The sequence below is a fragment of the Mesorhizobium sp. M0894 genome (assembly GCF_040319725.1).
Lineage (GTDB): Bacteria > Pseudomonadota > Alphaproteobacteria > Rhizobiales > Rhizobiaceae > Mesorhizobium.
The window spans coordinates 118523-144658 of record NZ_JAMYOG010000002.1 but is presented as its reverse complement, the minus strand read 5'-3'; the positions used below and the strand labels follow the sequence as shown (position 1 = coordinate 144658).

At 62.1% G+C, this 26136-nt stretch carries 18 protein-coding genes; 16 read left to right on the top strand and 2 right to left on the bottom strand.

What is annotated here, in order from left to right; translation table 11 throughout:
* Positions 1-4: 4 nt before the first annotated feature.
* The 8 genes from trbE to NKH91_RS03940 are packed head-to-tail and all read left to right on the top strand — an operon-like array spanning position 5 to position 8286.
* On the top strand, positions 5-2458 hold the full coding sequence (gene trbE, locus NKH91_RS03975; protein ID WP_352883467.1) for a conjugal transfer protein TrbE: 2454 nt from the start codon (positions 5-7) through the stop codon (positions 2456-2458).
* Positions 2455-3213 (top strand): P-type conjugative transfer protein TrbJ, encoded by a 759-nt coding sequence (gene trbJ, locus NKH91_RS03970; protein ID WP_352883464.1) that lies wholly within the window; start codon positions 2455-2457, stop codon positions 3211-3213. The genes trbE and trbJ overlap by 4 nt, the downstream gene beginning before the upstream one ends.
* Positions 3200-3619, top strand: coding sequence for a putative entry exclusion protein TrbK-alt (gene trbK-alt, locus NKH91_RS03965; RefSeq protein WP_352883462.1), 420 nt, complete (start codon positions 3200-3202; stop codon positions 3617-3619). Before trbJ ends, trbK-alt begins: the two co-directional genes overlap by 14 nt.
* A gap of 1 nt (position 3620) precedes the next feature.
* Positions 3621-4982, top strand: a complete 1362-nt coding sequence (trbL, locus tag NKH91_RS03960) for a P-type conjugative transfer protein TrbL (RefSeq protein WP_352883460.1) — start codon at positions 3621-3623, stop codon at positions 4980-4982.
* Positions 4983-4984: 2 nt separating this feature from the next.
* Positions 4985-5668 carry a conjugal transfer protein TrbF gene (gene trbF, locus NKH91_RS03955; protein WP_352883458.1) on the top strand — a complete coding sequence of 228 codons (684 nt, stop codon included), beginning with the start codon at positions 4985-4987 and terminating at the stop codon, positions 5666-5668.
* The gene (gene trbG / locus NKH91_RS03950; protein ID WP_352883456.1) at positions 5665-6810 is read left to right on the top strand and encodes a P-type conjugative transfer protein TrbG; all 1146 of its coding nucleotides are present in this window, start codon (positions 5665-5667) and stop codon (positions 6808-6810) included. The genes trbF and trbG overlap by 4 nt, the downstream gene beginning before the upstream one ends.
* Positions 6807-8060 carry a TraB/TrbI/VirB10 family type IV secretion system protein gene (locus tag NKH91_RS03945; protein WP_352883454.1) on the top strand — a complete coding sequence of 418 codons (1254 nt, stop codon included), beginning with the start codon at positions 6807-6809 and terminating at the stop codon, positions 8058-8060. Before trbG ends, NKH91_RS03945 begins: the two co-directional genes overlap by 4 nt.
* Before the next feature lies 1 nt (position 8061).
* On the top strand, positions 8062-8286 hold the full coding sequence (locus NKH91_RS03940; RefSeq protein ID WP_352883451.1) for a DUF2274 domain-containing protein: 225 nt from the start codon (positions 8062-8064) through the stop codon (positions 8284-8286).
* A gap of 44 nt (positions 8287-8330) precedes the next feature.
* Here NKH91_RS03940 and NKH91_RS03935 read toward each other — a convergent pair whose 3' ends face one another.
* Complete coding sequence (locus NKH91_RS03935) at positions 8331-9290, bottom strand: LysR family transcriptional regulator (RefSeq protein ID WP_352883449.1); 960 nt, start codon at positions 9288-9290, stop codon at positions 8331-8333.
* Between the two features lie 11 nt (positions 9291-9301).
* The gene (locus NKH91_RS03930) at positions 9302-10297 is read right to left on the bottom strand and encodes a class I SAM-dependent methyltransferase (protein ID WP_352883447.1); all 996 of its coding nucleotides are present in this window, start codon (positions 10295-10297) and stop codon (positions 9302-9304) included.
* Between the two features lie 439 nt (positions 10298-10736).
* On the opposite strand from NKH91_RS03930, the gene NKH91_RS03925 reads away from it, so the two are divergent.
* The 8 genes from NKH91_RS03925 (at position 10737) to NKH91_RS03890 (ending at position 25946) form a co-directional block, all read left to right on the top strand.
* A complete protein-coding gene (locus NKH91_RS03925; protein WP_352883445.1) occupies positions 10737-11462 on the top strand; it encodes a helix-turn-helix transcriptional regulator in 726 nt (241 codons plus the stop codon).
* Between the two features lie 108 nt (positions 11463-11570).
* On the top strand, positions 11571-12776 hold the full coding sequence (locus NKH91_RS03920; RefSeq protein ID WP_352883443.1) for an MFS transporter: 1206 nt from the start codon (positions 11571-11573) through the stop codon (positions 12774-12776).
* A complete protein-coding gene (locus NKH91_RS03915) occupies positions 12766-14178 on the top strand; it encodes a hypothetical protein (protein ID WP_352883441.1) in 1413 nt (470 codons plus the stop codon). The genes NKH91_RS03920 and NKH91_RS03915 overlap by 11 nt, the downstream gene beginning before the upstream one ends.
* 470 nt (positions 14179-14648) lie before the next feature.
* A complete protein-coding gene (locus NKH91_RS03910) occupies positions 14649-15872 on the top strand; it encodes a Druantia anti-phage system protein DruA (RefSeq protein ID WP_352677215.1) in 1224 nt (407 codons plus the stop codon).
* Positions 15873-16362: 490 nt separating this feature from the next.
* Positions 16363-17496: a hypothetical protein gene (locus tag NKH91_RS03905; protein WP_352883438.1), complete on the top strand. Its 1134-nt coding sequence runs from the start codon at positions 16363-16365 to the stop codon at positions 17494-17496.
* Positions 17493-19394, top strand: coding sequence for a hypothetical protein (locus NKH91_RS03900; RefSeq protein WP_352677217.1), 1902 nt, complete (start codon positions 17493-17495; stop codon positions 19392-19394). The genes NKH91_RS03905 and NKH91_RS03900 overlap by 4 nt, the downstream gene beginning before the upstream one ends.
* A 7-nt stretch (positions 19395-19401) precedes the next feature.
* Positions 19402-20421: a Druantia-type antiviral defence protein DruD gene (gene druD / locus NKH91_RS03895; protein WP_352883436.1), complete on the top strand. Its 1020-nt coding sequence runs from the start codon at positions 19402-19404 to the stop codon at positions 20419-20421.
* On the top strand, positions 20418-25946 hold the full coding sequence (locus NKH91_RS03890; protein WP_352677219.1) for a DEAD/DEAH box helicase: 5529 nt from the start codon (positions 20418-20420) through the stop codon (positions 25944-25946). The genes druD and NKH91_RS03890 overlap by 4 nt, the downstream gene beginning before the upstream one ends.
* The last annotated feature ends 190 nt before the right edge of the window (positions 25947-26136 follow it).

Genomic DNA, 26136 nt, shown 5'->3' with positions numbered 1-26136 from the left:
TCGGATGATGAATCTTGCCGAATATCGCAATCGTAGCAGCCGGCTCGCCGACTTCCTGCCCTGGGTGGCATTGGTCGGCGCCGGCGTCGTCCTCAACAAGGACGGCAGCTTCCAGCGCACCGCGCGCTTTCGCGGACCCGATCTCGACAGCGCCGTGCCGGCAGAACTGGTCGCCGTCGCCGGCCGGCTCAACAATGCCTTTCGCCGGCTTGGCTCCGGCTGGGCGATCTTCGTCGAGGCGCAGCGTCATGCCTCGACCCGCTATCCCGACAGCAGCTTTCCGGATGCGGCCTCCACGCTGGTCGATGCGGAACGAAAGGCGGGCTTCGAGGAGGCCGGCGCGCATTTCGAGTCCAGCTACTTCCTGACGCTCGCCTATCTTGCGCCCGCCGAGGACACCGCGCGAGCGGAAAGCTGGCTCTACGAAGGGCGCGAGAAGAAGGGCCTCGACCCCAACGCGGTGCTGACCGGGTTCGCTGACCGCAGCGACCGCGTCCTGCGCCTTGTCGAAGCCTTCATGCCGGAGTGCCGCTGGCTCGATGATGCTGAGACGCTGACCTATCTGCATGGCTGCGTCTCGACCAATCGCCACCGTGTCCGCGTTCCTGAAACGCCGATGTATCTCGATGCCATGTTGGCCGACCAGCCGCTCACCGGCGGGCTTGAGCCGCGGCTTGGCGCGTCGCATCTGCGCATTCTCACGGTCACGGGGTTCCCGACCGCGACCACGCCGGGTCTGCTCGACGAATTGAACCGGCTGGCGTTTCCGTATCGCTGGTCGACACGCGCGATCCTGCTCGACAAGACCGATGCGACCAGGCTGCTGACAAAGATCCGGCGTCAATGGTTCGCCAAGCGCAAATCGGTCGCCGCGATCCTCAAGGAGGTGATGACCAATGAGGCGTCCGTCCTCGTCGACACCGACGCCGCAAACAAGGCCGCCGATGCCGACATGGCGCTGCAGGAGCTCGGCGCCGACTATGCGGGCATGGCCTATGTCACCGCGACGGTGACGGTGTGGGACGATGATCCCGGCATCGCCGACGAAAAACTGCGCCTGGTCGAAAAGGTCATCCAGGGGCGCGATTTCTCGGCGATCATCGAAACCATCAACGCCGTCGACGCCTGGCTTGGCAGCCTGCCGGGTCACGTTTACGCCAACGTCCGTCAACCTCCCATCTCCACGCTTAATCTCGCCCACATCATTCCGCTTTCCGCGGTGTGGGCGGGGCCGGAACGGGACGAGCATTTTGCAGCGCCCCCTCTGCTCTTCGGCAAGACCGAAGGCTCGACTCCGTTCCGGCTTTCGCTTCATGTCGGTGACGTCGGCCATACACTGATCGTCGGCCCGACCGGCGCCGGCAAGTCCGTGTTCTTGGCACTGATGGCGCTGCAGTTCCGCCGCTACGCAGGGTCACAGGTATTCGCCTTTGATTTCGGCGGCTCGATCCGCGCCGCGGCACTCGCCATGGGCGGCGACTGGCATGATCTCGGCGGCGATCTCAGCGATGGGGCAATCGACAGCGTCAGCCTTCAGCCGTTCGCCCGCATTCATGATGTCCCCGAGCGCGCTTGGGCCGCCGACTGGATCGTGGCGATCCTGACGCGCGAGAATGTGACGATCACCCCAGAGGTCAAGGAGCATATCTGGACGGCGTTGAGCTCTCTGGCCTCAGCGCCTGTCGAGGAGCGCACCATCACCGGTCTGGTCGTGCTGCTGCAATCAAACGATCTCAAGCAGGCATTGCGCCCCTATTGCGTCGGAGGTCCTTATGGCCGCCTGCTCGATGCCGAGCGCGAGCATCTCGGATCGGCGTCGGTCCAGGCATTCGAAACCGAAGGGCTGATCGGAACGGGTGCTGCGCCCGCGGTGCTATCCTATCTCTTCCATCGCATCGAGGACCGGCTCGATGGCTCGCCAACCCTTCTCATCATCGACGAAGGCTGGCTTGCGCTGGACGATGACGGTTTTGCCGGCCAGCTCCGCGAATGGCTGAAGACGCTGCGCAAGAAGAACGCCAGCGTCATCTTCGCCACGCAGTCCCTCAGCGATATCGATGGTTCGGCAATCGCGCCCGCGATCATCGAGAGCTGCCAGACCCGGCTTCTGCTGCCGAACGAGCGCGCCATCGAGCCGCAGATCACCGCGATCTATCGCCGCTTCGGCCTCAACGATCGGCAGATCGAGATCATCGCCCGGGCGATGCCGAAGCGCGACTATTACTGCCAGTCCCGTCGCGGCAATCGGCTGTTCGAACTCGGTCTGTCGGATGTGGCGCTCGCGCTTTGCGCCGTATCCGCGAAGACCGACCAGGCCGCGATCGCCCGCATCGCCGCCGAGCATGGCCGCAACGGGTTCCTCGCTGCCTGGCTTAGCCACCGTGGCGTCGGCTGGGCCGCTGAACTCGTTCCTGCCCTAACCAGTCCCGCCCTCACCAACAAGGAGAAGTCCCCATGAAAATGCGCCGATCCCTTGGCATGCGGCTAGCCGCCGCCCTGCTTGTCGCTCCCGCCGCCGTCGCGCCAATGCTGGCGACGCCGGCACACGCCTTGATCGTTTTCGATCCGTCGAACTATTCGCAAAACGTCCTGACGGCGGCGCGCTCACTCGAGCAGATCACCAACCAGATCACCTCGCTGCAAAACCAGGCGCAGATGCTCATCAACCAGGCCCGCAATCTCGCTAGCCTGCCGTTCTCCTCGCTGCAACAGCTCCAGCAGTCCGTGCAGCGTACGCAGCAACTGCTCGGTCAAGCGCAGAACGTCGCCTACGACGTCCAGCAGGTCAATCAGGCCTTCCAGCAGAAATATGGCAACGTCTCGCTGTCGGCTTCGGATCAGCAACTCGTCGCCGACGCGCGCTCGCGATGGGGCAACACGGTTGGTGGCCTTCAGGATGCCATGCGTGTGCAGGCGGGAGTCGTCGGCAACATCGACACCAATCGAACGCAGATGTCGGCGCTGGTCGGCCAGAGCCAGGGTGCGACCGGAGCGCTTCAGGCAACACAGGCCGGCAACCAGCTCCTCGCGCTTCAGGCGCAGCAGCTTGCCGATCTCACCGCTGTCGTCGCCGCGAACGGTCGGGCGCAAGCGTTGCAATCGGCCGAACAGGCCACCGCTGCCGACCAGGGCCGGGAGCAGCGCCGCCGCTTCCTGACGCAGGGCTCGGGCTACCAACCCGGCAGTGCGCAGATGTTCTATGGCAAAAACTGAGGCCGGCGCGATGGATGGAAAGATCTTCGCTCGCATCAGCGCGGTCATCTTCATCGCGGTCGCTTTGACAGTGACCGCAATCGAGATGAGCAGCAAAGACGATGAGCCTGACGCCCTTGCGACGCGGGACCGTTCCATCGCGTCACAAGACCCACTCGCGGCCGAATTGCGCCGCTGTTCCGGGATCGGCGAGGCCGGTCCTCGCGATCCCGGTTGTCTGAAAGCGTGGGCAGACAGCCGGCGCCGGTTTCTCCGTCAACGTGACTCGGCAACGGCGCCTGCTGCCGTTGCCCCGAAAACGTTATTCCCTGATGTGCCGGCGTCAGCCGACCGGAAAGAAAGGACGCGGATGGATGTGACCGCTCCCGCGATGCAGGTCGAGCCGCGTCGGCCGGAGATCCGCTGATATGGGCGGCATGGGCGTCATCGACCATTTCCTCGAAGTCTTCACGCGCTACATCGACAGCGGCTTCGGCCTGCTCGGCGGCGAGGTCGGCTTCATCGCCACGACCCTGATCGTCATCGACGTGACGTTGGCTGCGCTCTTCTGGTCCTGGGGTGCGGACGACGACATCATGGCGCGCCTCGTCAAGAAGACCCTGTTCGTCGGCGTCTTCGCCTATCTCATCTCCAACTGGAACAATCTCGCCCGCATCGTCTTTGAAAGCTTCGCCGGGCTTGGCCTGAAGGCCTCGGGTACGGGTTTTACCGTCAACGATCTCATGCGCCCGGGCAAGGTGGCGCAGACCGGGCTCGATGCCGGCCGGCCGTTGCTGGACTCGATCTCGAACCTGATGGGCTATTGGTCCTTCTTCGAGAACTTCATCCAGATCGCTTGCATGTTCTTCGCCTGGGCGCTGGTGCTGCTGGCCTTCTTCATCCTGGCAATCCAGCTCTTCGTCACGCTGATCGAGTTCAAGCTGACGACGCTCGCCGGTTTCGTGCTCATACCCTTCGGTCTGTTCGGCAAATCCGCGTTCATGGCCGAGCGGGTGCTCGGCAACGTCATCTCGTCCGGCATCAAGGTGCTGGTGCTCGCCGTCATCATCGGCATCGGCTCGACGCTCTTTTCCGAGTTCACCGCGGGCTTCAGCGGCAACACGCCGTCGATCGACGACGCCATGGCGATCGTGCTGGCCGCGCTGTCGCTGCTCGGCCTCGGCATCTTTGGACCCGGCATTGCCAACGGTCTCGTCTCCGGCGGCCCGCAGCTTGGCGCCGGTGCGGCGGTCGGCACCGGGCTTGCCGCCGGCGGCATGGCAGCAGTGGGCGCGGCGGCTGCCGGCGCAGTCGTGTCCGGCGGCGCGGCTGTCAGCGGCGGTGCGGCGGCGGCGGCCCGTGGCGGTGCCGCCACCGCGGGCAGGGCATCCACAGCCTACGGCCTCGGCGCCGCCGGACAGTCAGGCTTTTCCAGCGTTGCATCCGGGCTCGGCGGTGTCATCAGCGCCGGTGCCCAGGGTGCCATCTCACCGCTCAAGCGCGCGGCCAATAATGCGGCCGGCAGCATGAAGCACAGCTACCAGTCCGGCGCTCGCGCTGCCTTCGAGGCGACGGGCGGATCATCCACCGCTGGCACAATCGGCGCGAACGCCCCCGAAGCCGGCTCCACTCCCGTCGCGTCCTCCGCCGCCGAAAGTCAGCCCGCCTGGGCGAAGCGCATGAAGCGCTCGCAACAGATGACCCATGGCGTTCAGGCCGCCGCCCACGCCGTTCGCACTGGCGACAGCCATGGCGGCGGCTCCTCGATCAACCTCTCTGAAAGAGACTGAGCATGTTCAAACGACCGTCCACGCACTACGGCAAATCCCCAAAACCCGAGACGCCCTACCAACGCGCTGCCCAGGTCTGGGACGAGCGCATCGGTTCGGCTCGCGTGCAGGCGCGCAATTGGCGCACCATGGCCTTCGGTTGCCTGGCGCTCGCCGCCGGCTTCTCCGCCGCGCTCGTCTGGCAATCCGCCAAGGGCTCGATCGTGCCCTGGGTGGTGCAGGTCGATCGTCTCGGCCAAGCGCAGGCTGTCGCCCCTGCGGCCGGCGACTATCAGCCGAACGATCCGCAGATTGCCTTCTACCTGGCGCACTTCATCGAACAGGTGAGGTCGATCCCCGCCGATCCGGTCATCGTGCGGCAGAACTGGCTGCGCGCTTATGACTTCACGACGCAGGGCGGGGCGCTTGTTCTCAACGACTATGCGCGCGCCAACGACCCATTCACCAAAGTCGGCAAACAACAGGTCGCTATCGACGTGTCGTCGGTCATCCGCGCCTCTACCGCGAGCTTCCGGATCGCCTGGGCCGAACGCCGTTATCAGGACGGCTCGCTCGCATCAACGGAGCGCTGGTCCGCCATTCTCACCATCGTCGTGCAGCCCCCGCGCGACGCCGACACGCTGCGGAAGAACCCGCTTGGCATCTACATCAACGCGATCAACTGGTCGAAGGAGCTTGGACAATGACGCCCACACTCTACAAAGCCGTACCCTGGCGTGCAGGGTGCCCGGCAATCCTCATCCGCGCGATGCCGGTTTTGCGCAAAACCGCGTTCCCGGCATTCCTGCTCAGCACTTCGGTGTTCGCCGGCTGTGCCAGCAAGCAGAGACCGCCGGAGATCTCCTATGACGAACCGATTGCGGCCGTGCAGGCCTTCGATCCGCCCCCGCCCGTCAAGGTGGTGGAGCTGTCTAGGCCGCTGCCGCTTCCCGGCCAGTTGAAGCCGGTCGGCAAGGCCGCAAAGCCGGAGCCGGAACCGACCGATCCGGCCGCGCGCGTGAACTTGGCAAACGCGGCCGCGCGCGTCCAGCCTGTGCGCAACGGCTTCATCAACTCGATGCAGATCTATCCGTTCGTCGATGGCGCGCTCTATCAGGTCTATGCATCGCCGGGGCAGATCACCGACATCGCGCTCCAGTCCGGCGAGCAGCTCGTCGGCTCCGGTCCCGTCGCCGCCGGCGACACCGTGCGCTGGATCATCGGCGATACCGAAAGCGGTACCGGCGGGGCCAAGCAGGTCCACATCCTCGTCAAGCCGACGCGCGCCGACCTTCTCACCAATCTCGTCATCAATACCGATCGGCGTACCTATCACATGGAACTGCGCTCGACGCCGTCGACCTATATGGCATCGGTTTCCTGGCAATACCCCCAGGACCAACTCATCGCCTTGCGCAGGCAGAACCAGCAGGCTGAGGCTGCGCAGCCGGTCTCGACGGGCATCGATCTCGCTCGTGTCAATTTCCGCTACCAGGTGACAGGCGATCGCGCACCCTGGCGCCCGTTGCGCGCCTTCGACGATGGCAAGCAGGTGTTCATCGAGTTCCCGCGAGGCATCAGCCAGGGCGAGATGCCGCCACTCTTCGTGGTCGGGCCGGAAGGCGACACGTCCGAGCTGGTCAACTATCGCGTGCGCGGCAACTACATCATCGTCGATCGTCTGTTTGCCGCCGCCGAGTTGCGCTTCGGCGCCGGCAAGAACCAGAAGCGCGTCCGCGTTTCCCGAACCGATGGGGTGAAGAGCAGTCCATTGTCATGGATGCGAAGCCCTGGTGAGGCTTCGCAAGCGACGAACGTCCGAAGAGACAGCGGAGGGCCGGCATCGTGAGCAACAAATTCGATCCCGGGAAGGAAGAAGGCCGGGGGCCGGTGAATGACGCCGGGCCGGAGGCACCGGTCGAGGATGACGCCCGGCCGTTGACAGGTAAGCCGGCCGCGGCCATGCGGCTGCGCGCCGAGCCGCCGCGCGTGACGCGTCTGTCGCGCAAGGCGCTGGCCGGATTGGGGCTCGCCGCTAGCCTCGGTGTCGGCGGTGCGCTGATTTACGCGCTTCAGAACCGTCAACACGGCCAGGGTCAGGAGCTCTATTCAACCGATAATCGTTCGACGCCCGATGGGCTCGCCGGTCTGCCAAAGGACTATGCCGGCGTTCCAAAGCTTGGCCCACCGCTTCCCGGCGATCTCGGCCGCCCGATCCTCAACGCGCAGAATGGCGGCCCGGCGACCGGAGCGCCGTCGTCGGGCTCGGTCGGACCGGATCCAGAGGAACAGCGCCGGGAGCAGGAACTGGAGGCGGCGAGGACCGCGCGTCTGTTCGCGTCCACGCAAACGCGGCCCGCTAGTGACGCGACTGTCACTCGAGCCACGACAGACACCATGCCACAAACCGATCTCGCCAACCTTGGCCTCGCGCCGCAGCCAGCGACGCCCTCGGCGCAAGACCGGCAACTTGCGTTCCTCGACCAGCCGCCTGACAAGCGCACCGTCTCGTCGGATCGTGTTGCGGCGCCGGCGTCGAAAAACGTCCTGCAGGCGGGCGCCGTCATCGCAGCTGCCCTCATCACTGGCATTCGCTCAGACCTGCCCGGTCAGATTACCGCACAGGTAACGGAGAATGTCTATGACAGCCCCACCGGACACATCCGTCTCATTCCGCAGGGGACGCGCCTAATCGGCCAGTATGACAATGGTGTCGGCTTCGGCCAGCGTCGCGTGTTGCTGGTATGGACCAGGCTGATTTTTCCTGACGGCCGCTCCATCGTTCTGGAACGTGAGCCTGGCGCGGACGCTGAGGGCTATGCTGGTCTCGAGGACGGCGTCGACTATCACTGGGGCGAGCTGTTCAAGGCTGCAGCACTTTCCACGGTTCTGAGCATCGGGGCGCAAGCAGGCTCATCGGGCCAGGAGAGCGACATCATGCGCGCTCTTCGCCAGGGTGCTTCCGACAGCATCAGCCAGACAGGCCAGCAGATCGTCCAGCGGCAGCTCAACATAGCGCCGACGCTCACCATCCGACCGGGATTCCCGGTGCGGGTGATCGTCACACGCGATCTCGTACTCGAACCTTATGGGGGCTGAAATGGCCAAGCTGAAACTGGGGCCAATTGCTGACGACAAACCCGTCAAGGTCGTGGTGGAACTCCCTGCGGCACTGCACCGCAATCTGACCGCTTATGCCGAGATCCTCGGCCGCGAAGCGGGGCAACGGCCAGCCGATGCGCCGCGCCTCATCGTCGCGATGTTGGAGCGGTTCATTGCGACGGATCGGGGCTTTGCGAGGGCAAAGCGTTCGGAAAGCGGCTAAGGGCCGGGCGACCGAAGTCGAACCGCGTTAGTTGCGCCTCAGAGTCATGGCGTGGCTTCAGAAATCGCGCCGCGGCGCTCCGAACTTCCTGCATTGACAGGGGTAGGCCCGGATCGCGTTGCTGCCACCATGTTTCTTGCGGTCCCTACCAGCCGCAGAAGCGCACGCTTTGGGTTCGATTCCAGCCACACTGCCTTGATCGAACTGATGCTGCTCCGGCCACTGATCGGTTTCCACACCGTGGCGTCGATGGCGACTGTCCTGGCAAAACCCTCGCCCGCCAGAGCCACGCCTTGACCGAGTTGCACCTTGAGTATGACCGTTGCTTCGCTGGCGCGACATATCTGGACAGTGGGGCCACCATTCGCAGCGATATGCTGCAGCAAACGCAGATCCCGGGAGGATCCGCCTGAAACCAGTAGACACGTATCTGCAAGATCTGCCCATGTAACCGCAGCTTTTTCAGCAAGCGGATGGCGGCAGGGCAGGAGAACGAACAAGCGCTCGTGCGCAAATATCTCGCTACGGCATAAAGCGGCGTTCTCAAGCCCGTGCGTGAAGACGATGTCGAGGCGCCGGCGGCGTATAGCCGCCAGGCACTGTTCGAGTGGAACGTCTTCGATCACGACGCACACGTCCGGATGCAAATGGCCAAAACGATCGATGAGACGTGCCACGAACGTGCGCCCCATCTGGGCGCATAACCCTATTCTGATCGTCTTGGCATCCTGGTGACCGCGACTACCTGCAGCCAATGCATCCTGCAAGCCTTCATAATGGGCCCGGACAAGATCGACCCAGGCCCGGCCTGCCTCGGTCAGCCGAACGCCATGGACGTCGCGGTCAAATAACTGCATGTCCAGCAATTGCTCGAGAGCAACGATATTGCGGCTGACACAGGACTCCCTCACCCTGAGAACTCTTGCGGCCTGCCTGAGGCTACCATGATCGACAGCTGCGAAGACATGGTCCAAACGGCGCAACGTGTTGTCGACCTGTCCCAAAGCGCAGGAGCCTATTCCTGCGCGGCGGGGACGCTAACGGGCAGGGGCGGACACAAGCTCGTTTCGTAGACGTACTCGTGCGGAATGGCCGGAGTGGCCATCTGGGAGAGGTACCGGTTTAGGTTTTCCTCGCTGTTGCTCGCCGCGAGGCTACAGAAATTTCCGCTGTTCCACGTCAGAGAGCAGTAGCTAAAATGCGCGCGTATTACGTCAGCCATCTCTGCCAAAGTCACCTCATTGCCGAACATCGTGTCCAGAACGAGGGTTTGCTTCTTCTCGATTTCGTCTGGGGGAAAATAGCGCGCCTTGAAGCCGAAATCCTTCTGGTATTCGCGACGCCTGTAGTCCGGCTCCTCGGTTGCCCGAAACTTCTCGACGAAGACGAAGATTCCGTCCTGCTTGAGGTGCTGGGTCACGAACTCGATCTGTCCCGATCGATTGGGCGAGTACATCTGGAAGGTCGTATCTTCGAGAATAATGTCGAACCCGTGGGCGAAATTTGCCAGTCGCGGGTCTGAACGCAGGACGTCCTTCGTCAAATGGTGAAAGGGGCCGACGAAAAAGTCTGCATGCGGCGGTTCGCCATAAGCCTTGAAGCATTTGTAATTCTCCGCGTTCGGGCTGCAGGACAGTGTGCGTATCTGTCCCTCCGACAGTTCGGACAGTGTTCTTGCCATCGTGCCTTCCGCTGTTCCAAGGCTGTATAGCGAAAGCGGAGCGCCACGATGCCGGGCGTATTTCAGCACTGCGTGGGCCATCCGGCACTCTTCCTCCAATCTGTAAGGAATGCTGCCGTGATAGTGCTGGTCGAAAAAACCTTGTCGTGCCGCATGCAGGCTGACCAGGTCGCGCAGCAGTTTATCGCTCGGCAGCAGGCGGGCGTCGGCGACGGGCTTGCGGATTGGCATCCCGCTCTTGCCAGCGGCGGTCGCGGCGAAAAAGCCGGCTAGTCCGTTGATCCGTGGGCCATGGTCGCACTCAGCCAGAAAGTCGTCGAGTCCACGCATCGCAGTATGCCTCCAGCACCGTTCCGTCGGTGAGATGCCGATACGTCGATGGGGAAATTCCACTAAGATAAGTGGGGTCTAATATTTCGCCGGGCTCAAGTATTGGCTGAGCCAACTGGTAGGCCTGCCGGATACAGGCGGCTTTCACTCGTTTGCCATTTTTTCGCTAAAGTCACATCTTCTACCAATCCAGAGTTATTTGCGTGTTGTTCAGCAACCCGTGGTTCGCCACATCATGCGACGACTGGCCATTCGCCAGTAAGGAGGCTGTCGATACGTGAATACTCTTGTCCTAGACCCGACCGAGAATCGCCGTTCACGGCACCAATCCCTTGCCCACAAGTATGAGAGTTGGGGGAGCGTGCGGGCGGACGTAGTCAAAAGAACCGGGCTTGAGCGTCAGGAGACAAGACTCCTCCAGCCAAGCCATGTGTTCTTGATGAACCTGAAGGGCACGGCGTCCCGCGGAGAAGACATTGTGGATGGGCGCCGGATTGCCTTTTTGCCGCGCCGGGCCGGTTCGATCATCTTCATGCCCGCGGGCAGTGATTGGAATGGGTGGGACGAGGGGGACGCGACCGCTTCCTACCTCCTGGTCTCAATTGAAAAAGGGTTCGCCGACGAGGTGTTTGCGGGAATGGCTCGCCATCGCCCGGCAGTGCTGCCGCCTTCGATCGGATTTCGGGACGGCACTGCAGAGTTGGCGTTGCAGAGGATTGCCTTGGAGCTCAAGCAGCCTGACCCCATCAGCGCAACGATGGTGGAGTGCCAGGCCACGCAATTGCTCGGGCAAATGTTAAGGTTGAACGGCTTCCATCAGGAGCCGGCAAAAGGCGGTTTGTCATCGTTCGATCTCAAGCGGGCGGTGGACATGATCGAGACGTTGTCGGACGGCAGACCTACGCTCGCCGATCTGGCAAAAGAAATTGGGGTTAGCCGGTTCCATTTCTGGAGGGCCTTCAAGCAGTCGACAGGCATGACGCCGCACGCATTCATTGCGCAGCGACGGTTGGAGCAGTCCGCGGACATGCTGCGATCGACCAATCTGTCGGCGACGGAAATCGCGATGGAATGTGGTTTCGGCAGCTCGAGCCATTTCGCGACCGCCTTTAAGCGGGCTTTCGGTGCGGGCCCGACGGAATTTCGTCGTAAGTGCAGAATCTAGGTCGCCGCCTGTCGGTTCTCAGCAAGTATCGGAAATCCCCAACATCACAGTAAAGCAGGCTTGGCGGAAGAAGGTATCCATCGGCGGTCAGCCCGGGATACGCCGCTCATGTCAAACCTGGTTCGAATTCATCATGGCAAAGGACGGGCCGGCCGGTCCAATCCCTGCCTCGGATTCCTGGCCAGCACGCTATCGGCGGCTGTTGCCCGAAACGGCTACTACATCGCATCCGCCTGGATTCTCGTCGAGCGAGGGTACGGAACCGCCGGCGTGGCGACGTTCCTTGCGATCGCAAGCATTGCCGAATTCATCGCGAGCCCTCTGGCCGGCGTAGCGGCGGATCGATTTGACAGGCGATGCCTGAACGTTGCGGCAGACCTCAGCCGCTTCGTCGTTATGCTGGCTACCGCTTGCGCGCTCCTCTACATGGACGTGTTTCTGATCATCTGCCTGTCAGCGGCCCTGTTTTCGTTTTGCGACCGTGTCGCGCTAACGAGCTCTCAATCAATGATCCCCGTGATCGCTGACGGCCGGGATCCTGTAGCCTCGAATTCCGCCGCCTTCTTCGTCATGCAGGTCGGCAATCTCGGCGCAGCTCTGCTTGCAGGGCCTTTGCTGCATGAGCGCTCCCCAGCCCTGCCATTCACCGTTCTTGCTGCCTTCTTCCTGTTTTCAGCCGGCTGCCTGGCCTTGATGCGGCTGGAACCGGTTTCGCGCGATGTCCGCATCGCCAAAATCTCGGCAGCACAATTCGATCCAAGCCTGCGTCGTCTCATTGTCGTCTACGCGCTTCTCTATACAAGCGCGGTGCTTGTCAGCGTCATGGGATCGAGCTTCGTCTTCCAGGAGCAGAAGGGTACCGCCGTGGATTTCGGCTACCTCGAGGCTGCATGGTCGGCGGGCTCACTGATCGGTGCGGTCTCTCTATTCCGGATTGAAAGAGCGATGAGTACCCACCCGCGGCATCTCATGCTTTTGGGCTTAACGGCGCTGGTCCTCATGGCGCTGACATCTGTGCGCACGCCCTGGACAGTGATCCTTTTTGCCGCGCTCGGATTTCTGTACAATCTTGGACGCGTCAGCGTTGAAGTCACATTGCAGTCGCGAGTGTCGGTCTATCTGTTGGGCCGGGCAAAAGGCATTATGCACAGTGTGGCCGTGGCGCTCGGATTACTCGTCTTCGGCATCGCCGCCGCTGTAGGAGATCGAGCATTTCCTTCGACGATTTTCTTCAGCTTCGGAGTGGTGCTCCTCATCAGTATTTCGTGTTTGAGCGTCGGTGTAATTCAGACACAAGAAAAAGGTGAATCGTGAGGTGGAAGAGCTAACAGCAGGCGCAGATGCGAAACAGGCAGTCCTGGGGTCGCTGACGGCACTCTACCCCTGGATGAGCCCATACCATTCCTGGCCGATCCGCGATTATGCGTTTCGCCTGTTCGAGGCGCCAGCTACCAGGTCCGTGCCAGAAATCCGCTTTCGCGCCTTCACCAAACTACTCGACATCATCAGGAAGGCAGCGACACGAAACGGGTTGTCTGCCGATACCGCCTCGGAAATCTGCAGGGATTTCGAAAGGCGCCGCGTGTTGCAGACAGGCCCTCATTTGTTTCTCCTCATGGAGCCGGAAGCCTATTACACGCATATCTTCAGCCTCCTTGGTCTCTCGGCCCATGGCTGTTCGACCTACGTTTCCTACGCCGTTTCGACTGTGAATCTCGTCGAAAAGCCACGCAAGGGACCAGGCTGGCTCACCGTTGACGGGAAGCCGGTCAACGTCTTCGGCCTGAGCCGAAGCCGGATGATCGGATACAGCCTGCTAGCCGGGCCAGGACCCTATAGGTTCGAGTTGTTGCCTACGGAGCCAAACACTGGGGGAGACGCGCTCACGCTGCTTCGTAGCCTTCTGCCGAAAACGCAATTCGACCGGCCGGCGCATGCCATCAAGGCAGCCAATCTCATCCTTTGGCCAAAAATGTTCGGAGACCACTTTGCCTTCCTGCAGATCGATGACGAGGATATCGCCGACCTGGTGGCCGACCATCTGTCGGACGAAAATTCCTGGCTACGCATGAGACTGCTGGACGACCCGAGGTTCGCCTCCAACATTCTTGCCGGCCTCGACGGGCTCGCGTACGGCCCCTGGAGTGGCTGGCTCGCGCGCGGGACTGATTTCTTCTGGCTCTATGAAAATGGCAAACGCCTTCCGCTGCGTCTGATCGCCGGAGAACTCATCGATCCTGCGACCGGTATGAAGGTGGCGTGCTTCACAGCCCCCGACATCCTCGAGCGGCTGGCAAACCGCAGCCTTATCCCGAATCTCCTGCTGATGTTTCTGGTGTTGTCGATCCTGCCAGGCGTGCGCGCGCTTGGAGGCAGCTATCAGCCGATCTACTACCCCCTGATGCGCTATGTCGTCTCCCGGGCGCTCGAGGCCGCAGGCTTGGATGAAGATCTTCGGCAGACTCTCGCAACCGACGACGTACCGGGTGCGTGGGGACATCGGGTAATTGAGTGTGATGATGATCCGCTCGAGCTATTCCTAAATGGCAGGAACGGCGCGATGAGTGATCTTATCGACCGTTTGGGCGACATTTCCTTCGCCAAGTCATGTGGAAGCATGAAAGGCTTCGTGACGGACCCGTCGTGGCTTGAACTTCATAGACGGCTGCGGCAGGGGTTAGTCACGCCGGCCGACGAGGAATGGGCCTTTTCCTGAAATGTTTCATGCGCTTCCAGCACTGGCATGTGTACGCCGGTTGCGAATGGCTCCTTCGCGCCAAATCGGTCATTGCGGACTGCTATGCAGGTTCCGAAAAGCAGACGTCACCGTCCATTCGAAATGTCCGATATTGTGAAGGGACTTTAGCACTGAAGCAGTCTCCCCGACGCCACGAGTGGCGGTGAGGTATAGCGGGTAGCATTTCCACGCCAATGCGGCTGGTTCGTCCATCACCGCCGCCCAACACGTCCTCAGCATCAAGGGGGGCAGGACCGTCCTCGAAGAATCCGGGCTATTGTCGTGGGCCATTAGGATAGAAGGATCGACAGAGCTGGCGAATCTCAGCTTTTTGCGGGTACCAAGTTGTGGTTTACCTTCTAGGCATCCGTTACGCTTTGACTGTTGATTGATTGTAAGAATGCAAACAATAATCTGGAAAAACCAGAGGGATTGGGGGAAAAGCGCCGATGGGCAGGGGCATACTAGTTAAGTTTCCGACGCCGGAAGTGCAACTGAAACGCGCGGTCCGCCAGCATCTCAAGCGCCTTGGGTTCAAAAAGGGTAAGAACGGCTTGCTGTTGCCGCCAGGGCAAGACAAGCAGGCGGTGCGTCAGCTCCATGGCGAGCAACGCAGGGACAAACTCGAGGCGAACACAGTCTTCCTTGCCCGATGTGCAGAGGAACTCCTGCCGCATTTTGCGGACGGCGACGAGATTGAACCTGCCAACGTCAGGTTGGCGCTTCGGCGAGTGCGCAGCGATACCAAGGATGCCGACCTATTCCGACTGGCCACGCTAACCTGGTCCGTACCTGTATCGGCAGGGTTTGGCCGCCGCCTGCGCTACCTGGTGTGGGACGAGGGTCACGACCGACTGGCGGGGATTGTCGCTTTGGGCGACCCTGTTTTCAATCTGTCGGTACGCGACAAGTTGGTCGGCTGGAACTCGGCTGACCGTTCGTTGCGGCTGGTGCACCTGCTGGACGCTTATGTGCTGGGTGCGGTGCCGCCGTACTCGTTCCTGCTCGGCGGCAAGGCTGTGGCTGCACTGGTGCGAACCCAGGAAGTAGTGCGGGACTTCAAGGACACCTACGGTGAGTCCATCGGCATCATTTCGGGAGCCGCCAAGCACGCCAGCCTGCTGATGGTCACAACCAGCTCATCGATGGGCCGTTCGTCGGTCTATAATCGATTGGCCCTTGGCGGCACGCGGTACTTCCAGCCGGTGGGCTATACCATCGGATGGGGGCACTTCCATATTACAGACGCCCTGTTCGAGAAACTTCGGGCCTATCTCCGGGAGCTCAGCCACGACTATGCCGACCACCATGAGTATGGCAAGGGACCGAACTGGCGGCTGCGCACCATCAAGGCGGCGCTGACGCGGCTGGGCTTCAAAGACTCATTGCTAAAACACGGCATTCAGCGGCAAGTGTTCCTGTGCAGCCTGGCAGCTAACGCGGTCGACATCCTCGGCGGAAGCGGGGCCGATCCTGACTACAGCAACCTTTTGAGCGTCGCCGACGTATCGGCGCTGGCCGTAAGCCGCTGGATGGCCCCGCGCGGCATCCGCGAGCCGGCTTATCGCAATTGGCGCAAAGACCGCGTGCCGCTGTTGGTGAACGGCACCATTGCCGGTAGCCTTGCCGAGTTGAAGGAACAGTCTGCGCAACCCGCCAGTCGCACGGGCTGAGGGGATGTATTTCGCCATCGACGTTGCGAGCGGACAGCAGGTAGAGGCCCCACTGGCGCAGCGGTACCGCCGCTACTCCTGTCCTGTGTGCGATGCGCGGGTTAGCCCCCGGCAAGGCACCTACCGCGATGCGTACTTTGCCCACGTCTCGGGTGCCGCGCGGCCGGAGTGCTACCTTTATCATGCGTCCGAGGGATGGCAGGGGCCAGGGGCGGAGCCGGCCGTGCAGGCGCGGCCAGAGCCAGCTACACCTCAGTTGCCCCTTGCCCTTACTCTGCATGTGCAGCCGCCGGTGGGCAGGGTATCGGCCCGTTGGGGCCTTGAGGTGCAGATTCCGCGTGCGCCTACCCCGAGAGGTAGGTTGACCTTCGACGGTGGTGGCGACGGGTTCCGGGTCGAGGTAGCCTGTGCCCGGCTGCACGTTGGAGCCCAGGCCTACGCGGTTAACCCTGACTCCTCGACGTTTCGCGTGGCTTGGGTCAGCGGAGACGTGGACAACGCCTTTGGCATCGCCGTACAGGAGCGCATACCCGGTTTGGATTCCGTGCGGAGCACAGTCTTTTCGGCCGGCAGAGGCAGCCGACAGGCGTTGGCAAGCGGCCTGGACTCGGGCGCTACCTATTATTTCGTGCAGCGTGCCGAGCTTGTTACGAGTGTGCCGCCGCAACTCGCAGTCACCCGTCTGGCCGACCTGAAGCAGTGGAGCTGCCTGCTGGTCACGCTTCCGCAGGTGGCCGACGAAGGGCTGGCAGAGTGGATCAGGCGGGCTACCGGTTTGGCGGTGCAGCAGGCCAAACGTCGGTGGGGCGTCGTGTCACCGCCCATGCACTTCATCGACACATCGGCCCGCCTTGTCCTGGACACCAGGGGCGAACTCACCTTGGCGATCCATCCAGGCGATGGCCACGGTGAGGCAAGCCTCCTCGCACGCAGCGGTGATGACAGCGCGTCCGTACCCCTTGCACGGGGACAATGGCAATTCATACGAATCAGCGGCTTTCCGGCGGCCGAGCCGCCTGTTCTGGAGGCAGAGGGGTGGCTATTGCCAGAGGTACTGGTCAGACCTGTTGTGCGAGCTGCAAGGGGAGCTCTTCTGACCTTTGGTTCACGCTCAGTTTCGGCGAGCTCGGCCGATGCACGGCCCCTACTTGAGCAGGTGCGGGCCGGCTCGCTCGACCTTTCTGGCCTCAATGTTCCCCGCGGACTTGTTCCAAGCCTTCGGTCACGGTCGGCGGGGGCTGTCGATTGGGCCCAGCACGTCTTCGCGACCACCGCCGCAGATCTCCATTCGGCAGCCGAGACAGTGACGACGGAAGCCCTCGCTGAACTCCAAGACGCCCTGCGTGACACCAAACGCGACGTGGTATTGGACTTGGGTCCGTTCGGCGCGTGGTGGTTCGATATGCGGGTGGCCACGGCTGGGCCGACCCGGCACCTGCCACCAGCCACGCGTGCGCATGCCCGTTGGCTTCTCGCCGCCGCTGGGCAGGCGGGCATTGCTTCAAGGTCGCAATCCGACGAGGCACTTTCGACCGCATTGCGCGCCATGATTGCGCCGCGTTGGCTTGAGGCTCACCACCGTCTTGCCTTGACCCGTATTCGCGGAAACAGGGACGCAACATGACCCAGCCGTCGCCCACACCGCAGGCTGTCAAGCGGCTACGCGCGCTTGGTGATCGCGAACTGCTGGCCTTCATCAACGAAATAACCAGCAAGACCAGCCGGGAACTGATGAGTGTGCTGCCTAGTGTTGACGGCTTTCGCAAGGATAGTGCCGCTAGCCTTCCGAAGCGCAAGCAGGCGCTTCTCCATCACTTTCTCAAGAAGGGCGGCGCTCCCAAGGCCAAGGAGCGTGCAGACAACGCCTACTACTATCTGTGGCGGGCGTGGGCGGCACAGCACCTGAAGGATGTCGAGGGTCTCGCCGCGTTGCTCGACGCGATCGAGAATGCAACAGCAAAAGACCATCCGCAGGTGGTCGCGGACCAGCCGCAAGCGGAGATAGAAACGCTGTTCCGCAGTCTGCATGGACAGTCCTTTCTCAACAATTGTGCTGCAGAGACGATCACTCGGCTTCTCCAATTTAGCCCCTTCGAAACCACCGATACGCTTGAGCGGCTGGCAAGCAGCGCCAAACCGCTGATGGCGGTAGAGAGAGACCGGGAGTTGTCCATTCTTCCGAAGCGTATGCAAGGCTATGAGGAACTGTTGAAAAGCCTGCAGGGCGACGTTGAGGGGTTGGCAGGCGAGGTAGCGCGATTGGCGGAGACCGTGACCGGTCTCGCGGCCCGGCCAGCCCCGGTGGTCGAAGAGGGCGCCTCTACGCGCGCACTAGAAACCGTGATTGCCGAACTGGCGGCTGTGCGGAAGGAGTTCGAAACCCATGGTCAGGCCGTTGCGTGCGTCAGCGACGCGGCAGACGGGCGCCTGAAGGCCGTTGAACGTAGCGTGACCGATCTCGAGGCGCTCTGGAGCGACACCGAGGACCAGGCAGGAAAGCACACCGCGGAACTGCAAGAACAGCTTGCCGACATCGCCGAGAGGGTTGGGCAACTGGGGCAGAACGCCAGCCCGGCTCCGGTGCAGACCGAGGCACCATCCGTGGCCTCCACCCCATCGCTACGGGTTGTGCCCCTGGAGCAACGACCGGATCCGATCAAGGCCCTGGCGACGGGTACAGAGGCTGCGGCCCTGCTGACATCGAACTACGCTGCGCTTGGCCTCAAGTCTCCGGGCGCCGCAGTCTTTGCCGAGGAAGTGCTCGCCGCTGTGGTCACTGGCAGGGTGCTGTTTCTCAAGGGATCATTCTCGACAGAGCTGGCCCGTGCGACGGCAATGGCGCTCGCCGGAAAGCATCTGGTGCGGGCGCGAGTGCCGGTCGGTTTTGTCGATGCAGCGACGCTCGACACCGATGTGGTGGCGGCATTTGGCAACCGGGATGGCATGATCGGGGCGGTGGTGCTCGAGCGGGTCAACAATGCGCCGTTCGAGCTGCTGGCCGATGCGATCGCGGATCTGGTCCGGGACGCAAGCGTCGTGGTCGTGGCAACACTGGCAGACGGAGTTTCGACGTTTCCAGAGCAGCCGCTCTATCTCCAACTGGGACCGGTGTTCGACGCGGATGTGCTGGACTGGAGCATTTTCCCCAAGGCAAACGCCGTTGTCTCGGCAGGGGCACTGGCGTCGCTCGATCCCAAGGCCTTATCGATGCAACTCTCCAAAGGCAAAGCCCAAACGGAAGAATTGCTGAGGCTTTTGCGGAAGGATCGTTCGTTGCGCAACCCGCGCATCGAGCGGACTGCAACAGCCTTCATGTCCACGCTTGAGAGTTTCCGTACTTCAAATGCGCCTACCTCGCTCCAATCCACCTCCTATGGCTGGTTGTGGCCGTTTTGGCGCATGACGGGCTTGGCACCGGAGGACATCGAGGACGAACTCGATGGCGGGCGGATCGATAGCGAGGACCATGTAGACACACGGCTCCAACTCCTGCTCGACCTAGCTGGTATCAGGAGGGAGTAGCACCGAGATGGCCCTGTCACTGCGTGTCCTTTCCGCCTCCGAGGCGCTGGCGAGCGTGACGATCGGCTTGTCGGTCCAAGGCCCCCCGGATGCGGTTCGGCGCGCGTTGATTGCTGCGCATCTGCACGCTGCGTGCGATGCAGACGGAGCGCGGGATGGTCACGGCGTGTTCACAGGGCGCCTAACCGACATGATCGAAAAAAATCTTGGAGGCTTGCTCGCGCCTGCCGAGGCGCGTCCGCTGGCTAACAAGGTGCTGGAGGCGCTCGAGGAAACGGGCGATCTTTGGCGGTCACCTGGAGGCTACTGGAAGTCAACGCCTCCGCGCTCAGTTGCACTATCGGATAGCGTGTCCTTCTTGCTTGGCGCTCTCCCGCCAGGCGGCTTTGTCGCGGCAGGGGTCATGCGCTATGCGAATGCCGGCGTCACGCAGATGGTCGTGCAGAGCTTTGATGATTGGCTCGGTCGCACCGAACCCATCGGCATCTGGATGGGCAAGGCGCTTAAGATCTATCGCCCACGTCTCCAGCAGGCGACAATGCCAGCCGACCACCTCGAAGTATACGCTCCGGACCAAGCTGTGCAGCAGTCGCGATCACGCTGGATAAATGCCCGTGAGGTTGAACTCACCGGTGTCTCTTTGCGGCTGTGCCGCGCGCAGGCAAAGCCAACGTCACTCTACAACCGACCGTACTATCTCGGAGAGTTCGAGCCTACAGCCAATGGGCTACTACTGCGGCGTGCAGCAACGGTCGACCATGGACACGCGCGTCGGTTCCGCTTTGCCTACGACGACGCGCTTCGCGCTACACGCACATTAAATGTGAGGCGGGACAATGATCTGGTGCAGGTTACGCTGGCCAAGGATCTGCCCATGGAGGAGGCCCGCGTTCTCGCGATTGGCTGGGAATATGACGACACAACTCCCCGGTCAGTCCGTTCCATGGCCTTCCCGGTTCGCGCCATGCCGTTCGTGACACACGCGCTTGGGCGGCTTGGGATAAAACTGAGAGGGGGAGCGCTGTGAGCAACGGGGTTGAGCAGAGCGAGCACGGCGTACACGCCACGGTTGGGCGGCTGGGCTCAAGCCTGCGCGGCTACATTGAGGCGCAGTACCACGTGCGCAACCAGGCACTCATCCAAGAGCGGCGGCTGCTACTGCAGGAGGACGGCGCGGTCGCGCAGGCTCCATTTGTTGAGTCTACTCCGGTCTATGAACTAGGGGCTCCCTATGACCAACTTGATCTGCCCCCAGCGGTGGCAAGGGTGTTGGCGGAGCTTTCAGCGGCAAAAGTCGGCTTGTTTCCCCGGCCCTACGTCCATCAGGCACAAGCCCTTGAGAGGTATTTTGCGGGCTCCGATCTGATCGTTGCCACGGGTACCGGCTCGGGAAAGACCGAGAGCTTCCTGATGCCGATCATCGGCCAACTGACCCAAGAGGCACGCGACCGGCCAGCCACGGCGGCGCTACCGGGCTGCCGTGCCTTGCTGCTCTATCCGATGAACGCTCTGGTCAATGATCAACTGGGCCGCATTCGCCGCCTGTTCGGCGACGAGGTTGCATCGGCCATTGTTTCGGCGGGTCGCGCCCGGCCGGTGCGCTTTGGCAGTTATACCGGCCGATCGCCCTATCCAGGACTCCGCTCGGCCAAGCGCGACGGCGAGCGTATCGAGCCGCTGTTCGAGAGCTTTTACCTGCCCTTGATGGCAACACCCGAGACAGTGTCAGGCCTTACCAAGATTGGGCAATGGCCTTCAAAGGACCTGACCGCGTTCTATGGCAAGCAACACGAGGAACTGAAGCCCAATCCAAAAGGCGGTGCACCACGGCGCTATCGTCATTGGGACCGCCGCCTCATCACCCAGCCTGGCGACCGCGAGATGATGACTCGCGATGAAACCCAGCGGGCATGCCCGGATATCCTTATCACCAACTACTCTATGCTTGAATACATGCTGATGCGGCCAATCGAGCGGTCCATCTTCCAGCAGACGAAGGAGTGGCTGCACGCCGACAGCGCCAATGAGCTGATTCTGGTGCTCGACGAGGCGCACATGTATCGGGGCGCTGGTGGTGCGGAGGTTGCTCTGCTGATCAGACGCCTGCTCGCACGTCTTGACGTGCCGCGTGAACGCGTGCGGTTCATTCTGACCAGCGCCAGCTTGGGGCAGGGTACAGCCGCCGAGGCAGCGATCGACGAGTTCGCGCGCAATCTCACTGGATTACCGCGCCAATCCCGGCGTGGGTTCGCGGTTATCACGGGTACGCGTGAACAGCGCCACGGCAGCGGCCCGCCTAGCGACCGCGTGACCGATGTGCTCGCGGTTTTTGATTTGGCAGCTTTCGAACAATACGCCACCCATCCAGAGACTGCGCGAGACGCGGTGGCCGCATTGGCTGCTGGGATGGGCTGGTCAGAACCGACGTCAGCCGAAGACCTGCCCGACTACGTGTTTGCCAACCTTACTGGCTTTCCTGTGCTCGAAAGGCTCATCGAGCTTGTATCCGGCAAGGCTCTGGCGCTGGACGCCCTGCAGGAGCAACTGTTTGAGCGCCATCCCGATGGTACTCGCGCTCTAGCGGCCTTGCTTGCGCTGGCCCCCTTTGCGCGCCGCAAAGCGGACGACCGCGTACTGTTGCCTACCCGCCTGCACATGTTCTTTCGCGGCCTGCCGGGGCTATTCGCCTGCGTCGATCCGAACTGTGCCCATGCACGCCATCAGGGACCTGGCCGGATTCTCGGCAGGCTCCATACCCACCACCGCCGGCAGTGCCAGTGCGGCGGGCGGGTCTTCGAACTCCTTACGCACCGTGAGTGCGGTACCGCCTACTTGCGGGGTTACGCCGATGGACCGCAACCTGATTTCCTTTGGAGCACACCGTCCGGGCCGTTCCGTGAAGGCCGCCAGCCGCCGCTGGTTGAAGTGGAAGTGCTGATGGAACCGCCCAACCCGAGCTTTCTCGACTGCGTTTCCGCCTGGCTCGACATCCGGAGCGGCCGTCTTAATTACAGCGCCGAGCGGCCGGCAGAAGGCTTTACCCGCGTCTATCTGCCCACCCAGAACCAAGACTGGGTCAAGAACGGCGTAAGGTTTGGCAATTGCTGTGTCTGCGGCGAACCAACTCTGCGCAGTGAGACATCCACGATCATGGACCACGCCACCAAGGGCGAAGCGCCGTTCGCCAACTTAGTGAAGACGCAATTGGACAGCCAACCGGCTTCGCGGACCGAAACCCGAGAGTACCCCAACGGTGGTCGCAAGGTCCTTCTCTTTTCGGACGGCCGGCAGAAGGCGGCCCGGTTGGCTCGCGATATTCCGCGGGAGGTAGAGCAAGACATTTTCCGGCAAGTGTTGTCGCTGGCCACACGGGCGCTGCTCCAGGCGGGTCGCGAACCGCGGCCTGACCGTAGTCTTTACATCGCGGTGCTCAAGGTTCTGAGCGACAGCAATTTGCCAATCTTTGACCGGGAGGACGCGCAAACAATCGAGGACCAGGTGAGGCGCCTCCAAAAGGACCATGCAGACCAACCTATCGAGGAATTGCTGGCCGATTTCGACCCCGGACCGCCGCCCAGCCGCTACAGGATGGCTCTCCTCAGGCAACTGTGCGGCCGATATTACTCGCTGGCCGGCACGACTGTCGGTTGCCTCTTTCCGGCCCGGCGCGCGCTGGCCAAGCTTGTTAGTGTGGCCGCCCCTTTGATGCCGGCGCTTCCCGCCGCAGACATGGCCGGCCTGGCCGCCGCGTGGCTGATGCATGTGGCGGACGGCTACGCCTTTGACCATACCATCGAAGGCAACGTCCGTGGGTCGGCGGCAGGCCGCTGGAGGAACGCGTGGGGCAGCAATGGCAATTTTCCGAAGGCAATCCGGCCCGCGCTGGCCGCCGCCCTGCAGATCGACCTGACTACCCTCGGTTTGGTCGAGAAGGAACTCGCGAACGAACTGGGGCTGGCTGACTCCACCGGCGCGATCTTCATCGATCCCGCCAAGGTCATCGTTCACATCGACCTGGACATGACTTGGCATCACTGCGACGACTGTACCGCGCTATTGCCGATGACCGTTCATGGTCATTGCGCGGCTTGTGGTTCAGGATCCTTGGAGTCGGTCACGCCTTCCCAGAGCGAGTATATCAGGGCGCGCAAGGGCTTTTGGCGTGCCCCGGTGGAACGTGTGCTGACCGGCGGTGCGCAACTACGCAGCATTTCGGTCGAGGAACATACCGCCCAGTTGTCAAACCGCGACAATGCACGGGTGCACGCGACCACTGAACAATTTGAACTGCGTTTCAAGGATGTCCGTATCGCGAAGTCCGACAAGCCTATTGACGTGCTGAGCTGCACCACGACCATGGAAGTGGGTGTCGATATCGGCTCCCTTGTTGCGGTAGGCCTGCGGAACGTGCCGCCGCAGCGGGAGAACTACCAGCAGCGAGCCGGCCGGGCGGGACGCCGCGGCTCGTCGCTTTCAACTGTGCTGACCTACGCGCAGAATGGCCCTCACGACGGCTACTACTACAACAACCCAGAACAGATCGTCGCGGGCGATCCCCGCAACCCCGACGTTAAGGTCGACAACCCAAAGATCGCGCGGCGCCACATCGTCGCCTACCTCTTCCAAACGTTTTTCCACAACCACATGGACCATCACGATGTGTCTGTCGGGGCGGGATCGTCTGCGCTGTTCCGGGCACTTGGCAAGGCTACGGACTTTTTCCTCGGTGAGCCCATGTCGGGGCTCGATATTGCAAGCTTCGACATGTGGGTGCGAAAGGAGCTTCTTACGCCAACCGGCCATCTGCGCCCTCTCATTCGCAACTGGCTGCCGGACAACCTCCGCGTCGCCCCCCGGACGATCGACGCCTGGATCGGCGATGAGGCCGAAGCCTTGCTGGCGACTCTCGCCCGTTTCCGGGCTGAACTGGTAGCAGCAACCGCCGCAGGCGAAGGTGAGGTTGCCGCAGGCGGCGAGGAGGAGGAGGATCGGCGTTCCGAGCGCGAGGCCATCGCTGATCAAGAGCTGCTGGAGTTCCTATTCGCCAAGGGTTTGCTGCCCAGCTATGCTTTCCCCACGGACCTATCGAGTTTCCTTGTGGAGCGCCTGGTTCAGCGCAACAACGAGTGGAAGATGGAGGTCGTCGAACGGCCGCAGCAGTCCATTGGCAAGGCACTGAGCGAATATGCGCCCGGCCGTCTGATTGTCATCAACAAGGAAACCTATCGCTCCGGCGGGGTGGTCGCGAACACATTGCCCGACGTCGAGAATCGCGCAGAGGCGATCTTTGAGGAACGCCACACGTTGGTGCACTGCGAGAACTGCAGCTTTGTCGCGGATTTGAATGACGTGACACAGGGCGGCGCGCGTTGCCCGGTGTGCGAAAGCGACCTGAAACACACGCACATGGTGGCGCCGCAAGTCTTCCTGCCGGAGGAAGGCAGGGCGCTCAAGGACGATGATCGCGATCAGGACATTACCTACGCGACGGCCGCGCAGTTTCCCGTCCCAGTGGGCAAGGATGATCTGCCCAGCCTGCGACCCGTCGGCCGCAACCTCATGTACGTGGTCACCACCGACCGCCAGTTGGTGACCGTCAACAAGGGACAGGAGACGTCGGACGGTCGCAGCGGATTCTGGATCTGCAACCAGTGCGGACGCGCCTCGGTCGACGAGCAGCCACAGGTGTCCCACAGCCGACCCTACAAGATTGAGTTCTCGTACCGGAAGCCGAGGCCGGGGCATCAGTGTCCTGGTACCTATGAAAACGTGTTCCTAGGCCACGTCTTCTCCACCGATTTGCTGTTGTTGCGTATCAACCTAAGGCAGCCGCTTGTCACCGAGACGGGCGACCCCTTGCAATTGAGGATACTCGAAGACTCCCTGTACTCGGTTGCCGAAGGGTTGCGCCTGGCAGCCAGCCGGCATCCACAAATCGACCTCGATCCTTCTGAGTTCGGTGCCGGGTTCCGTGTCGTCCCGAACCCGGAAGACGACACGCTGCTGCTCGACGTCTACCTATACGATACTTTGTCCGGTGGGGCCGGCTACGCCGATCTCGCGGCGCGGAACATCGAGGAAATCCTCCAGCAGACCCTCAAGCTATTGGAGGAATGCCCCGCCCACTGCGAGCAGTCATGCGAGAGTTGCCTGCGGCACTATCATAACCAGTACCTCAAGGAACGTCTTGACCGAAACCTCGGAGCCGAGCTGCTCCGCTATGCGCTCGATGGCACGCTGCCCAAGGAGAAGTCACCCGCCGCGCAGGCCAATTTGCTGCGAAATCTCCAACGGCTGCTCGAACTGGAGGGTTTTGCGTGTACGGGGCCTGTCGAAATACAAGGAGTCACTGTCCCACTTGGCGTTGCAAGCTCCAACCAGCAAGTCGCTGTTGGGCTTCGCCCTGCTTTGCTTACGCCGGAATGGCAAGGGCACTCATTCAGTAATCTACCCCCAACAACGGCCTCAGTCGTGCTGAACGAATTCGTCCTGGGCCGTAATCTGCCAGATGAACATCAGATGGTGCGCAACACAGTCCTCTATGAGAAATAGAAGTGATCGCTGAGCTCGCGGGCGGCTGGAAGTTGGTCGGAGGAAGGCGATTGCCGTCTCTGCAGCCCTTCGAGCCCGCGGAACTCGGGACGTGCACGTGGCCGAACGTCCTGGCAGGGCATCGGGCCGATGGTGCACGCCGTTTGACTACGGCATCTCGACGGATCTGGGTTCCCTGAGGGAGCCAGCG